Source organism: Leclercia sp. LTM14 (assembly GCF_023736175.1).
GTDB lineage: Bacteria > Pseudomonadota > Gammaproteobacteria > Enterobacterales > Enterobacteriaceae > Enterobacter > Enterobacter barmai.
In genome coordinates, this window is sequence record NZ_JAIKTT010000001.1 from 232,794 (window position 1) to 246,953 (window position 14,160).

Genomic DNA, 14,160 nt, shown 5'->3' on the forward strand with positions numbered 1-14,160 from the left:
AGCTCAGCCTTTATTGTCCACTTTGGCGCGCGCTTCGTCACGTAATTCTCGTCGTAATATCTTCCCGACGTTCGATTTTGGCAGTTCGTCGCGAAACTCCACCAGCTTCGGCACTTTATACCCGGTGAGCTGGCGACGGCAGAAGGTGATCAGCGCGTCTTCGCTCAGGGCAGGATCTTTTTTCACCACAAAGATTTTAACCGTTTCGCCGCTGCTGCCCGCCGGAACCCCTACCGCGGCCACTTCCAGCACGCCGTTGTGCTGCATGACCACGTCTTCGATCTCGTTCGGATAGACGTTGAAGCCGGAGACCAGGATCATGTCTTTCTTACGATCGACGATGCGCAGGAAGCCTTCGTCGTCCATTACCGCGATATCCCCGGTATGCAGCCAGCCGTCCTTGATGATTTCATCGGTGGCGTCCGGACGCTGCCAGTAGCCCAGCATCACCTGCGGGCCTCGCACGCAGAGCTCGCCCGGCTCGCCATGCGGCACTTCGTTATCGTCGTCATCCACCAGTTTGGCTTCGGTGGAGGGCACCGGCAGGCCGATGCTGCCGCTGTGATAGTCGATATCGTGCGGGTTAACGCTCACCAGCGGGGCGCATTCGGTCAGGCCATAGCCCTCCAGCAGATACTGGCCGGTCAGTTTCACCCAGCGCTCGGCCACCGCCTGCTGTACCGGCATCCCGCCCCCCGCAGACAGATGCAGGGTGGAGAAATCGAGCTGCTGGAACTCTTTATTATTGAGAAGCGCGTTAAACAGGGTGTTTACCCCGGTCATGGCGGTGAACGGATATTTCGCCAGCTCTTTGACCAGGCCCGGAATATCGCGCGGGTTGGTGATCAGCACGTTCTGCCCGCCGAGCTCGATAAACAGCAGGCAGTTCATGGTCAACGCGAAGATGTGATAGAGCGGCAGCGCGGTGATCACCAGCTCTTTGCCGCGATGCAGCAGCGGCCCGTAGGTGGCATTCACCTGCTCGAGGTTCGCCAGCATGTTGCGGTGGGTGAGCATCGCCCCTTTCGCCACGCCGGTGGTGCCGCCCGTATACTGCAGGAACGCCAGATCCTGGGAGACGATTTCGGGCTTAACGTACTGCATCCGGTAGCCCTGGTGCAGTGCCCGGCGGAAGGAGATGGCATCCGGCAGGTGGTATTTCGGCACCAGCCGTTTGACGTATTTGACGACGAAGTTAACCAGCGTCCCCTTGGCGGTGGAGAGCTGGTCGCCCATTCGCGTCAGAATGACGTGTTTGACCTGGGTTTTATCAACCACTTTTTCCAGCGTGTGGGCGAAGTTGGAGACAATCACAATCGCCGAGGCGCCGCTGTCGTTCAGCTGATGTTCCAGCTCGCGCGGAGTATAAAGCGGGTTGACGTTAACCACGATCATCCCGGCGCGCAGAATGCCGAACAGCGCCACCGGATACTGCAGCAGGTTCGGCATCATCAGCGCCACGCGATCGCCCTTCTGCAGGCCTAACCCCTCCTGCAGATAGGCCGCAAAGGCCCGGCTGCGCTCTTCCAGCTTACGGAAGGTCATCACTTCGCCCATGTTCACAAACGCAGGCTGATCGGCGTAACGTGTTACGGAGTTTTCAAACAGTTCAACCAGGGATTGATAACGGTCAGGGTTTATCTCTGCGGGAACATCCGCAGGATATCGGTTAAGCCAAACCTTCTTCACTACATCACCTCTGAAAAGCGTGTTCGTCGTCATCACAACCCCGGTTAATAAACAAGTCGTTAACATAATATTAACTCAGCGTACCAGTTTATTAATTGCCCGGATTTAAGGTTGCGAAGCGCGTCACTATTTATTTTTCTTATTACCGTGGAAAAAACGAAACAGCGGACGGGCCGCTGTTTCTTATTCAATAATAACAGTCACTTACTCTGTTACTATCGTCCGGACCTGTGCAGGGCCGGGGCCATAACCTGGCCAGCCGCCGTAGCCGTATCCATAGCCATAACGCCATGGATGGGGTCCCCAGTACCAGGGATCCGGTGGCGGCATCATCACCTGCTGCTGTACCCGCCAGCGTTTATAGCCGTTGACCTGCATGGTCATAAATTTATAGGGGGTGTTGCCGACTTTGCCCTGCTCTGCGCCGGTGATCGGCCCCACCACGGTGATCAGCTGCCCACGGAAATCCACCGGATCGAGGAAGCCGTTAACATCGGCATAGATCCGGCCTCGTGAGGCTTCCCCCAGAACCGGACGCGCGCCGCTGTCCAGGGGCACGGTGGCGATCTCCAGACGGGTTTTGCCCTGCTGGTTGATGACCTCCACCACTTTGCCGCCGAAACGCGACTCCTGGCCCACGTAGAGTTCCGGGGCGTTCATCACCCGGACCAGATCCTGCTGCGGCGTCGGACTGCTGCCCTGGATCGCATCAGGCACTGAAACACATCCCGTTAACGCCAGGGCGAACGCCCCGACGGTCAGCAGACGAAAAGCATACTTTTGAAGCGCCATGATGCGACTCCTTTTTCTCAGGCTCTTATACTCAGATTCACTCCCGGCCCGGAAGTTTCTTCCACGCTACGGTGTTTCGTAAATAAACCGGCTCGGCTTTCTCGACCGCCACGGTTTTACCTGCCTCCAGCATCTGACAGGCAATGGGCAGCATATCTTCAGCCGCCGGCAGCAGCACGTTGCCGTCGACTAGGGTCAGACCGCTGTCGTTCGCCATATCCGGCCACGCCGGCCAGCCGGTGCCGACCGTCGCCCATTCACCGGAGAGCTGCTTCATGCGCTCGCCTGCCGCTTCCGGCGTAAGCACGGCTTCGCTCTCTTCACCGTGCCAGACGCCCTGCTCGTCGCGGGTATATTCCGCCCAGTAGACTTCGCCCATGCGGGCATCGATGGCCGCCAGCACGCGGGTCGCGCCAGTATTGCGCCATGCGCCCTGGGCCATGGTCGCCAGGGTCGAAACGCCGATCATCGGCAGTTCGGCACCCAGCGCCAGCCCCTGGGCAATGCCGATGCCAATGCGCACGCCGGTAAAGCTACCCGGGCCGCGGCCATAGGCCAGCGCGTCGAGATCGGTAAGGGAGGTATTGCCCTCGGTGAGGATCATCTTCACCAGGGGCAGGATCCGTTGGGTGTGTTCCCGGGGGCACTCTTCGAAATGCGCACAGGTCGTGCCGTCATTCCACAGGGCAACAGAGCAGGCCTCTGTCGCGGTATCGATAGCCAGAATTCGCATGTGTTGTCGCGCTCTCGCAGTGGTCAGTCACAAAAAGGCGCGCATTTTAGCACACCCATCAATAAATTACTGCGCCTGCGGCGCGGCAAGGAAACGCACCGCGCGATCGATATCCCGGGTGCGCGGCGCCGGAGGCAGGCTGGCAATAAAGGTGGCGCCGTAAGGGCGCATCACCAGGCGGTTATCGCAGATCACCAGTACCCCGCGATCGTCCACGTCGCGGATCAGACGCCCTACCCCCTGCTTGAGGGTAATCACCGCATCGGGAAGCTGTACCTCATCAAAGGGATCGCCCCCGCGCAGGCGGCAGTCTTCCATTCGCGCCTTCAGCAGCGGATCGTCCGGGGAGGTAAAGGGCAGTTTGTCGATGATCACCAGCGACAGCGCGTCGCCGCGCACGTCCACCCCTTCCCAGAAGCTGCTGGTCGCCACCAGCAGGGCATTGCCCGCGGTGACAAACTGCTGCAGCAGCTGGCCTTTACTGGTTTCACCCTGCAGCAGCACCGGCAGGGTCATGGTGGCGCGGAACTGCTCCGCCAGGTCGCGCATCATCGCGTGGGAGGTGCAGAGCATAAAGCAGCGGCCGTTGTTGGCCTCAATCATCGGCTTGAGCATCGCCGCCAGATGACGGGCGGCGCCGGGCTGATTGGGCAGCGGCAGGTTGCGCGGCACGCAAAGCAGCGCCTGGGTAGCGTAATCAAACGGGCTCGGCAGCAGCAGGGATTTGGCCTGCTCAATCCCCAGGCGTTCGGTGAAGTGGTGCAGATCGTCATTCACCGACAGCGTGGCGGAGGTGAAGATCCAGCTGCCCGGTTTTTGCACCATCACCTCTTTAAACTTATCGGCCACGGTGAGCGGCGTCAGGGCGAGGGTGAAGTGGCGCGAGTTGCATTCGTACCAGTAGCTGTAGCCCGGCTGGTTAAACTCTTTCAGCCGTTTCAGGCGCGCGCGGTAGAGCGTGGCGCGTTCAAAAGCGGCATCGAGCAGCGCAGAGCGGCCGAGGGACAGCTTCGCCACGTCGTAGCAGAGCTCCAGGGCGTCATCGAGCAGCAGCAGCGCCCGCTGAATATGCTGATCGGCCAGCAGTTCGCGCAGATTGCCACGAAAGCCCGGATCCCCCAGCTGCATGCGGAAATCCTGGGTGCTTTGCGCCAGGCGGTCGGCGCACTTCTGCAACTGCTGGGTATCTTTCAGTTCGGTGCGGTAGGCGATGGTGAAATCTTTCGCCAGATCCAGCAGCTGGCGGCTGGAGAGGGACTGGCCAAAATACTGGCTGGCAATATCGGGGAGCTGATGGGCTTCGTCGAAAATCAGCACTTCCGCTTCGGGGATCAGTTCGCCAAAGCCGCTCTCTTTCACCACCATATCCGCCAGGAACAGGTGATGGTTGACCACCACCACGTCGGCATCCATCGCCGTTTTACGCGCTTTCACCACAAAGCAGTCTTTGTAGAGCGGGCAGTCGCTGCCCAGACAGTTGTCGTTGGTGCTGGTGACCAGCGGCCAGGCGGGCGAGTCTTCGGCCACGCTGGCGCAGGTGCTGATATCGCCATCCAGAGTCTGGTTGGCCCAGCTGCGCAGGATGATGACGTCGCTGAGGGTCTGCACCGGCAGATCGCCGCCCGCCAGCGCCTGCTGTTCGAGCCGCTCAAGGCAGAGATAGTTGGAGCGCCCTTTCAGCAGGGCCAGACGGCCTTTGTACTTGAGGGCTTTGGCGACGGTGGGCAGATCGCGGCTGTAAAGCTGATCCTGCAGCGCTTTCGAACCGGTGGAGATGATCACCTTCTTTTTAGCCCGCAGCGCCGGTGCGAGATAGGCGTAAGTTTTACCGGTGCCGGTACCCGCCTCGACCACCAGCGGCTGAGCGCTGTTGATGGCATCGGCTACCGCGTGCGCCATCTGGCGCTGCGGCTCGCGCGGCTTAAAGCCTGGAATTGCCTTTGCTAACTGTCCGTCTGCTGCGAAATCGTCTGCCACTCTGCCCCCTGTATTTTTGCACAGGGGATTATGTCAGGCCGCTGCCCCTCGCGCCAGTCGATAGTGACGCAGGCAAAACAATATGGCAGTCTTGCCCGCGAAACTCACAATAACGAGGAAACGTGTATGACAATTGTGCGCATTGATGCCGAAGCCCGCTGGTCAGATGTGGTGATCCACAATCAGACCCTGTACTACACCGGCGTGCCGGCGAACCTGGATGCCGACGCTTACGAGCAGACGGCCAATACCCTGGCGCAGATTGACGCGGTGCTGGAGAAACAGGGCAGCGACAAATCCCGCATTCTGGATGCGACCATTTTCCTTGCCAGTAAAGATGATTTTGCGGCGATGAACAAAGCCTGGGATGAGTGGGTCGTGGCAGGTCACGCGCCTGTACGCTGCACGGTACAGGCGACGCTGATGAAGCCGCAGTATAAGGTTGAGATTAAGATTATCGCTGCGGTGTAAGAGGGGTTACTCCTCTTCGTCATCCTCAAAACGCGCCACGATCCGCTCGCCGGTATGGGTGGCGCGAAGCTCTTCAGCCACCTGGGAAATCGCCTGTCCGCTGCTCATCCCCTGGGACATCAGCTCCTGAATGCGCTCGACGGCCTTTTGCTGCTGCTCATGGCTCAGTGAAGGTAAACCTGCAAACATCGTCAACTCCTGCTAAATTATCAGCGCTAATTATTTCACGCTGCCCGGTAGTCTACCACCCATGAACTCGTTATCCCCCACTGTTTTGACATTACCCTGGCATCCTGACGCCGCAGAATTCTGGTTTGCCCCCCTGAGCCATCTGCCGTGGGCAATGCTGCTGCACTCGGGCCATGCGGATCACCCTTATAGCCGCTTTGATATTCTGGTGGCCGACCCTCGCACCACCCTGGTCACGCAGGGCACAGATACATTGATTAACGGCGCGTCCTCGGATGCCTGTCCGCTGAGCCTGCTCCAGCAGGCCATTGACGAGATGGGCCTGCCCTGCACGCCAGACCCGGATCTGCCCTTCCAGGGCGGCGCGCTGGGGTTGTTTGGCTACGATCTGGGCCGCCGCTTCGAGCAACTGCCGGACATGGCCGAGCGCGATATCGACATGGCGGACATGGCGGTGGGCCTGTACGACTGGGCGGTCGTCGTTGATCATCACAAACAGCGGGTGTCGCTGGTGTGTCATGGCGATGTTGCAGCGCGTCTGGCCTGGCTGGAAGCACAGCGAACGCCTGCGAACCTGCCCGCGTTCCGGCTGACCTCCAGCTGGCAGGCCAATATGACCGCAGCGGAGTACAACGACAAATTTGACCGCGTGCAGGCCTTCCTGCACAGCGGGGACTGCTATCAGGTGAACCTGGCCCAGCGTTTCCAGGCGCATTACGAGGGCGATGAGTGGCAGGCGTTTACCCGGTTGAACGCCAACAACCGCGCCCCGTTCAGCGCCTTTTTGCGCCTCGACGAGGGGGCTGTTCTGAGCCTCTCCCCGGAGCGTTTTATTCACCTGGCGGAAGGGACGATCCAGACTCGCCCGATTAAAGGCACGCTGCCGCGACTGGCGGATGCCGGGGCCGACCGCCAGCAGGCTGAGAAACTCGCCGCTTCGCCGAAGGACAGAGCGGAAAACCTGATGATCGTCGACCTGATGCGCAATGACATTGGCCGGGTGGCGGAGCCGGGAAGCGTGCGGGTGCCGGAGCTGTTCGTTGTGGAGCCCTTCCCTGCCGTACATCATCTGGTGAGCACCATTACCGCCCGCCTGCCGTCGACCAGGACGGCGTGCGATCTTCTGCGCGCCGCCTTCCCCGGCGGGTCGATCACCGGCGCGCCAAAAGTGCGGGCGATGGAAATTATCGACGAGCTGGAGCCCCATCGCCGTAACGCCTGGTGCGGCAGCATCGGCTATATCAGCCTGTGCGGCGGCATGGATACCAGCATCACCATTCGCACCCTGACGGCGGTGGCCGGAGAGATTTACTGTTCCGCAGGCGGCGGGATCGTGGCGGACAGCCAGGCCGCGGCGGAGTATCAGGAAACCTTTGATAAAGTGAATCGTATTCTGCAACAACTGGAGAGTTAACTGGTGGATACCCACGACCTGACCCTGGACAATTTTTTATCGCGTTTTCAGCTTTTGCGCCCGCAGGTGAATAAAACCGCGCTGAACCAGCGTCAGGCGGCGGTACTGATCCCGGTGGTACGCCGGGCGCAGCCGGGCCTGCTGCTGACCCGCCGCTCTGCCCGGTTGCGTAAACACGCCGGTCAGGTGGCGTTTCCCGGCGGGGCGGTAGACAGCACCGATGCCTCGTTAATTGCCGCCGCCCTGCGCGAGGCCGAGGAAGAGGTGGCAATCCCGCCGCACAAGGTCGAGGTGATTGGCGTCCTGCCGCCGGTGGACAGCGTGACCGGTTTTCAGGTGACGCCGGTGGTGGGCATTATTCCGCCGGATCTGCACTATCACGCCAGCGTCGACGAAGTGGAGTCGGTCTTTGAAATGCCGCAGGCGGAAGCCCTGCGTCTGGGCCGTTATCATCCGCTGGATATTCAACGTCGTGGTCACGATCACCGGGTGTGGCTCTCCTGGTATCAGCATTATTTTGTCTGGGGCATGACGGCGGGAATTATTCGTGAGCTGGCGCTACAGATCGGCCTGAAACCTTGACTATACTTTACATTCGCCCTTTTTTTGCGCCTTTGAGATCTTCCTCCCGCTATTAGTTTATCCGGCGTTAACCATTAGTTTAATTCATGTGAATAGTTAAGCTGACGACAGGGTTCCCTCTTACACTATGCGAAGTTATTACATCGTTACTGGAAACCCGGTAACCCTGTCAGGAGTGTTAAAGTGATTAGTATATTCGACATGTTCAAAGTGGGGATTGGTCCCTCTTCTTCCCACACTGTAGGGCCGATGAAGGCCGGTAAACAGTTCGTCGATGACCTGGTCGAAAAAGGAATACTGGATAGCGTTACCCGCGTGGCCGTCGACGTTTACGGTTCACTGTCGCTCACGGGTAAAGGCCACCACACCGATATCGCCATTATTATGGGTCTGGCCGGGGATATGCCGGACACCGTAGATATTGACGCCATTCCGGCGTTTATCCGCGACGTGGAAACGCGCGGTCGTCTGCTGCTGGCGAATGGCCGGCAGGAAGTGGATTTCCCGCAGGATGACGGCATGCGTTTTCGCAGCGACAACCTCTCGTTGCATGAAAACGGGATGCAGATCCACGCCTTCAGCGGCGAGAAAGTGGTCTACAGCAAAACCTATTACTCCATCGGCGGCGGCTTTATCGTCGACGAAGAGCATTTCGGCCAGGACGTAACGGGCGATATGAAGGTGCCTTACCCGTTCAAATCGGCAAATGAGATGCTGAATTACTGCAAAGAGACCGGCCTGTCCCTCTCAGGCATGGTGATGCAGAACGAGCTGGCGCTGCACAGCAAGAAAGAGATTGAAGACTATTTCGCCAACGTCTGGCAGACCATGCGCGCCTGTATCGATCGCGGCATCAACACCGAAGGCGTGCTGCCGGGTCCGCTGCGCGTGCCGCGTCGCGCCTCTGCCCTGCGCCGCATGCTGGTCACCACCGATAAGTATTCCAACGATCCGATGAACGTGATCGACTGGGTTAACATGTTTGCCCTGGCGGTGAACGAAGAGAACGCCGCCGGTGGCCGCGTGGTGACTGCCCCGACGAACGGCGCCTGCGGGATCGTTCCGGCGGTGCTGGCCTACTACGATCACTTTATCGAGTCAGTAAGCCCTGACATCTATATTCGCTACTTCCTCGCCGCGGGCGCGGTCGGTGCGCTGTATAAGATGAACGCCTCTATTTCTGGCGCTGAAGTCGGCTGTCAGGGTGAAGTCGGCGTGGCATGTTCCATGGCGGCGGCCGGTCTGGCTGAGCTGCTGGGCGCCAGCCCGGAGCAGGTTTGTGTGGCCGCAGAGATCGGCATGGAACACAACCTCGGTCTGACCTGCGACCCGGTCGCTGGCCAGGTTCAGGTGCCGTGCATTGAGCGTAACGCCATTGCCTCGGTGAAAGCGATTAACGCCTCACGCATGGCGATGCGCCGCACCAGCGAACCGCGCGTCTCGCTGGATAAGGTCATCGAAACCATGTACGAAACCGGTAAAGACATGAACGCCAAATACCGCGAAACCTCCCGCGGCGGCCTGGCCATTAAGGTGCAGTGCGACTAAGCCTCTGAAAGCGCTTCTGCGACTTTTGTCTCTCATGCTTTTTTCGCCCATCTGATACGGATGGGCGAATTTCATCGACTTTTCTCGTTACCTGAAATAATGCCTACTACAATAGCCAGGTTGCCACGGGCACTCACGCCAGTGGCTCTTCGGGTGGCCGTGGCATGCAAACAGCTCACAGGATAATTAAAAATTATCGCCGCAAACGGATAATCGTCTGCCTTGTGCTGTCACTCTCTACCCTCGTTTGCACGCTCATTATTGGCTTTATTTCGCAGCGCAATGTAAACCATCAATCCACCGTTGCCTTTGTATCCCACGCTGTCGACACCCTGGACAAGATCCTGCAGCCGCTGGAAACCGGGCGCGACGTGGTGCAACCCCTGATTGGCCTGCCCTGCGTGGAGGTCAATTTTTTACTGCGCAAACAGGCCGCGACTCTGCAAACCGTCCGCTCGATCGGCCTGATTAAGGACGGCGTGCTTTACTGCTCAAGCATGTTCGGCAATCGCGATCTTCCCATCAGCCAGTTCCAGCCCCAGCTCCCCTCTTCCCAGCCGTTACTGCTGCTTACCGCCGATCAGCCGTTTTTGCAGGGTAATCCGGTGCTGATCCAGTGGTATCCGCTGCCCGGCAAAAGTGAAGACGGGGTGATAGAGATTGTGAATATCGAGCTTATCGCCAGGCTGCTGCTGGAGCCCCAACTACCAATAATCAGTGACGTTAATCTCACCGTGGGCGATAAGCATCTGAATCATGAGCGCCAGCTCACGGATTCGCTGGTATTCGGCGATGACGACAATATCTACCAGCAGGCCTCAATCAACTTTCCTTTCACCATCACCGTTAACGGCCCGGGGCTCACCGCGCTGGCGCTGAAAACGCTGCCGTCACAGCTGCCGCTGGCGGTGATCTTCAGCATGCTGGTGGGGTATATCGCCTGGCTTGCCACCGCCAGTCGCATGAGCTTTACCCGGGAGATCAACTTTGGTCTGGCGTCCGGTGAGTTTGAACTTTTCTGCCAGCCGCTGATCGATGCGAAAAAACAGGATTGCATCGGCGTGGAAATTCTTCTGCGCTGGAACAATCCGCGCCAGGGGTGGATCGCCCCGGATATCTTTATCCCGCTGGCGGAGGAGCATAACCTGATTGTGCCCCTCACCCGCTACGTGCTCATCGAAACCGTCCGGCATCTGGCGATGTTTCCTACCGCACCGGGCTTTCATATTGGGATCAACGTGGCCGCCAGCCATTTTCGCGGCGGCGAGCTCCTTCACGACCTGAACCGCGTCTGGTTCAGCGCCGAGCCCGCGCAGCAGCTGGTCATTGAATTAACCGAGCGCGATACGCTGATGGAGATGGATTTCAACATGGTGGAGGAGCTGCATCAGAAAGGGGTGAAGCTGGCGATTGACGATTTTGGTACCGGCAGCAGTTCGCTCTCGTGGCTGGAGAAGCTCAATCCCGAGGTGCTGAAAATTGATAAATCCTTTACGGCCGCCATCGGCACTGACGCCGTCAACTCGACGGTGACGGACATTATTATTGCCCTGGCTCAGCGTCTGGATATTGAACTGGTGGCTGAAGGGGTGGAAACCAGCGATCAGGCGAGTCATCTGCGCCTGCACGGCGTGAATATACTGCAGGGATTCTTGTACGCGCGGCCCATGCCGCTGCGGGATTTCCCGCAATGGCTGGCGGAGAGTTCACCTCCGCCAGCCTCTCACAACGGCGATATGATGCCGTCGATATCCTGATTACTCTTCTTCGTCGTGGGCGGACTGCTCTTTAACAATGCGCACCAGGTCAACGCGGTAATCATTGGCGGTCACGATCGTTATCTTCAGCGGCGGTAATTCCAGTACATCACCCATACGCGGGATCTGACCGTTTACAGCAATCACCAGGCCGGCAACCGTCGCGATATCTTCATCATGGTTGGTGAGGTGTTCCAGCCCCAGGGTATGCTGCAGCGCGTGCAGATCCGTGGTGCCTTTCACCAGCCAGCCATCGTTATCGTTGATGATTTCCGGCGTTTCGTCGGCATCCGGGAACTCACCGGCGATGGCTTCCAGCACGTCAAGCGGGGTTACAAGACCCTGCACCACGCCAAACTCGTTGGTGACGATAACAAAGCTGCCGCGGGCACGGCGCAGCACGCCAAGCAGGTTGATCGGGTCGAGCGTTTCCGGTACCACGATAGCAGGTGATGCAGCGGCAATGGCTTCAACGTTTGCACCCTCTTCCAGCGCCACCAGCATCTCCTTCGCACGCACCACGCCGATAATCTCATCCAGTTCACCGCGACACACCGGGAACAGGCTGTGCGGGGAGGAGAGCAGCTGCTGGCGGATTTCCGACACGCTCAGGCTGGCATCAACCCAGCTGATTTCACCGCGCGGAGTCATAATGCCGCGCAGGGAGCGCGAGGCCAGCGACAGCACGCCGTTGATCATATAGCGCTCTTCTTCAACGAAGGCACCTTCCGGAACCGGCACAGGGACATGGTTTTCGCTGTCCTGTTGCGCTTTGGCTTCGCGGCGGCCACCCATCAGACGCAGAATCGCATCAGCGGTACGGGCACGCAGCGGCTGGTTCGACTGCTGGCGAATAAAGTTGCGACGGGCAATCTGGTTAAACATCTCTATAATGATGGAGAAACCAATTGCGGCGTACAGATAGCCTTTCGGAATATGGAAGCCGAAACCTTCTGCAACCAGGCTCAGACCGATCATCAACAGGAAGCTCAGACAGAGCACCACGACGGTCGGATGCTGGTTGACGAATCGAGTCAATGGTTTCGAGGCGAGCAGCATCACCGCCATCGCAATGATCACAGCAGCCATCATCACCGGCAGGTGGTTAACCATACCGACGGCGGTAATCACCGCGTCGAGGGAGAAGACGGCGTCCAGCACCACGATTTGCAGTACCACCACCCAGAAGCTGGCGTAGCCTTTGCCGTGTCCATCATCATGCTGGCGGTTTTCCAGCCGTTCATGGAGTTCGGTTGTGGCCTTGAACAACAGGAATATACCCCCCAGCAGCATGATCAGGTCACGCCCTGAGAAGGTGAAGTCGAAAGCGGTGAACAGAGGTTGCGTAAGCGTAACCATCCACGAGATCACCGACAGCAGCGCAAGACGCATAATCAGCGCCAGCGACAGACCGATTAAACGTGCTTTATCACGTTGTTTAGGCGGAAGTTTATCCGCAAGGATAGCGATAAACACCAGGTTATCGATGCCGAGAACGATCTCAAGCACCACCAGCGTGAGCAATCCTACCCAGATTTGCGGGTCCATTAAGAATTCCATGACAAGCTCCTGCTAAAGGAATGGCAAAACGGCGCCGCGAAAGATGCGGGCGAAGCGGTAAAAGACGTAAACAGTGAGTGGCGCGAATCGCCGATTAGGCTGGCCAGAGCTGGCCGGGTGTGTGACTGGCGTCGGTGACGGTCCATACAGTGGGCTGCTGCCCAATACTCCTGACAATTAAACGGATGGTAAACATATCAGAGACCTGTGCTTTTTGGCAAAGATTTACTTTCCTTTGCAAACAGATGTTTCAGGGCTTTTTTTGATCACAGAAATATCTCATCTGCTTAGGCTAAATTACGGATCTTCATCACATAAATTATTTTTTCGATGTCTAAAATAAATCGCGTAAGAATTAGTTAATTGAACTCTAACCCTTATCTGAATCGATTCGTTCTTTCGAAGATGATCTCTAATGCTCTTCTCACCCGGGGGCGTTAACGATAATAAAAGGAGGTAGCAAGTGACTATTGCTATTGTTATAGGCACACATGGTTGGGCTGCAGAGCAGTTACTTAAAACCGCAGAAATGCTTTTAGGCGAACAGGAAAACGTCGGCTGGATCGATTTCGTTCCCGGTGAAAACGCCGAGACACTGATAGAGAAGTATACCGCTCAGCTGGCAAAGCTGGACACCAGCAGCGGCGTGCTGTTCCTTGTTGACACATGGGGCGGCAGTCCGTTCAACGCCGCAAGCCGCATTGTGGTTGATAAAGAGCTGCATGAAGTCGTGGCCGGGGTCAACATCCCGATGCTGGTTGAGACGCTGATGGCCCGTGACGACAACCCGAGCTTTGACGAGCTGGTTGCGCTGGCCGTCGAAACCGGTCGCGAAGGCGTGAAAGCGCTGAAAGCGAAACCGGTTGAAAAAGCCGCTCCTGTCGCTGCCGCCGCCCCTGCTGCCGTCGCGAAAACCGCCACCCCGCTTAAGCCAATGGGCCCCAATGATTATATGCAGATTGGCCTCGCGCGTATCGACGACCGTTTGATCCATGGTCAGGTCGCCACCCGCTGGACCAAAGAGACCAACGTGCAGCGCATCATTGTCGTCAGCGATGAAGTCGCCGCCGATACGGTTCGCAAAACCCTCCTTACTCAGGTCGCTCCGCCGGGCGTAACCGCCCACGTAGTGGACGTCGCCAAAATGATCCGCGTTTACAACAACCCGAAATATGCGGGTGAGCGCGTGATGCTGCTGTTTACCAACCCAACCGACGTCGAACGTATTGTTGAAGAAGGGGTGAAGATCACCTCCGTTAACATCGGTGGTATGGCTTACCGTCAGGGCAAAACGCAGGTGAACAATGCCGTGTCGGTGGACGAGAAAGACATTGAAGCGTTCAAAAAACTCAACGATCGCGGGATTGAGCTTGAAGTGCGTAAAGTCTCTACCGACCAGAAACTGAAAATGATGGATCTGATCAGCAAAGTGGCGAAATAAGCCGGAG

General features: G+C 58.0%; 13 protein-coding genes. 6 read left to right on the plus strand and 7 right to left on the minus strand.

Going from position 1 to position 14,160, the window contains the following annotated elements:
- Window positions 1–3 precede the first annotated feature (3 nt).
- From fadD to K5I40_RS01110, 4 genes are all read right to left on the minus strand, one after another.
- Window positions 4–1,689: a long-chain-fatty-acid--CoA ligase FadD gene (gene fadD, locus K5I40_RS01095; RefSeq protein ID WP_156126896.1), complete on the minus strand. Its 1,686-nt coding sequence runs from the start codon at window positions 1,687–1,689 to the stop codon at window positions 4–6.
- Between the two features lie 204 nt (window positions 1,690–1,893).
- Window positions 1,894–2,481 carry a Slp family lipoprotein gene (locus K5I40_RS01100; protein WP_223073876.1) on the minus strand — a complete coding sequence of 196 codons (588 nt, stop codon included), beginning with the start codon at window positions 2,479–2,481 and terminating at the stop codon, window positions 1,894–1,896.
- A 37-nt stretch (window positions 2,482–2,518) separates the two neighbouring features.
- Window positions 2,519–3,214: a tRNA (adenosine(37)-N6)-threonylcarbamoyltransferase complex dimerization subunit type 1 TsaB gene (gene tsaB, locus K5I40_RS01105; protein ID WP_223073875.1), complete on the minus strand. Its 696-nt coding sequence runs from the start codon at window positions 3,212–3,214 to the stop codon at window positions 2,519–2,521.
- A gap of 66 nt (window positions 3,215–3,280) precedes the next feature.
- Entirely contained in the window at window positions 3,281–5,191 is a 1,911-nt protein-coding gene (locus tag K5I40_RS01110; protein ID WP_039030779.1) for an ATP-dependent DNA helicase, read from the minus strand.
- A 126-nt stretch (window positions 5,192–5,317) separates the two neighbouring features.
- Here K5I40_RS01110 and K5I40_RS01115 point away from each other — a divergent pair, with 126 nt between their 5' ends.
- On the plus strand, window positions 5,318–5,662 hold the full coding sequence (locus K5I40_RS01115; RefSeq protein WP_223073874.1) for a RidA family protein: 345 nt from the start codon (window positions 5,318–5,320) through the stop codon (window positions 5,660–5,662).
- A 6-nt stretch (window positions 5,663–5,668) separates the two neighbouring features.
- On the opposite strand, the gene K5I40_RS01120 is transcribed toward K5I40_RS01115, so the two are convergent.
- Window positions 5,669–5,851, minus strand: coding sequence for a YoaH family protein (locus tag K5I40_RS01120; RefSeq protein WP_039030781.1), 183 nt, complete (start codon window positions 5,849–5,851; stop codon window positions 5,669–5,671).
- A 61-nt stretch (window positions 5,852–5,912) separates the two neighbouring features.
- On the opposite strand from K5I40_RS01120, the gene pabB reads away from it, so the two are divergent.
- The 4 genes from pabB (at window position 5,913) to K5I40_RS01140 (ending at window position 11,152) form a co-directional block, all read left to right on the plus strand.
- Window positions 5,913–7,265 carry an aminodeoxychorismate synthase component 1 gene (gene pabB / locus K5I40_RS01125; protein WP_223073873.1) on the plus strand — a complete coding sequence of 451 codons (1,353 nt, stop codon included), beginning with the start codon at window positions 5,913–5,915 and terminating at the stop codon, window positions 7,263–7,265.
- Window positions 7,266–7,268: 3 nt separating this feature from the next.
- Window positions 7,269–7,847, plus strand: coding sequence for a CoA pyrophosphatase (locus K5I40_RS01130; protein ID WP_223073872.1), 579 nt, complete (start codon window positions 7,269–7,271; stop codon window positions 7,845–7,847).
- Window positions 7,848–8,030: 183 nt separating this feature from the next.
- On the plus strand, window positions 8,031–9,395 hold the full coding sequence (sdaA, locus tag K5I40_RS01135; protein WP_223073871.1) for an L-serine ammonia-lyase: 1,365 nt from the start codon (window positions 8,031–8,033) through the stop codon (window positions 9,393–9,395).
- Between the two features lie 164 nt (window positions 9,396–9,559).
- Complete coding sequence (locus K5I40_RS01140) at window positions 9,560–11,152, plus strand: EAL domain-containing protein (protein ID WP_223073870.1); 1,593 nt, start codon at window positions 9,560–9,562, stop codon at window positions 11,150–11,152.
- Here K5I40_RS01140 and yoaE read toward each other — a convergent pair whose 3' ends face one another.
- Both yoaE and K5I40_RS24055 read right to left on the minus strand, forming a co-directional pair.
- Window positions 11,153–12,712 (minus strand): CNNM family cation transport protein YoaE, encoded by a 1,560-nt coding sequence (gene yoaE / locus K5I40_RS01145; protein WP_039030786.1) that lies wholly within the window; start codon window positions 12,710–12,712, stop codon window positions 11,153–11,155.
- Window positions 12,700–12,858 (minus strand): protein YoaL, encoded by a 159-nt coding sequence (locus K5I40_RS24055; RefSeq protein ID WP_375540626.1) that lies wholly within the window; start codon window positions 12,856–12,858, stop codon window positions 12,700–12,702. Before K5I40_RS24055 ends, yoaE begins: the two co-directional genes overlap by 13 nt.
- A 317-nt stretch (window positions 12,859–13,175) precedes the next feature.
- Between K5I40_RS24055 and manX the strand changes: the two genes are divergently transcribed.
- Window positions 13,176–14,153 carry a PTS mannose transporter subunit IIAB gene (gene manX / locus K5I40_RS01150; protein WP_039030787.1) on the plus strand — a complete coding sequence of 326 codons (978 nt, stop codon included), beginning with the start codon at window positions 13,176–13,178 and terminating at the stop codon, window positions 14,151–14,153.
- Window positions 14,154–14,160 lie beyond the last annotated feature (7 nt).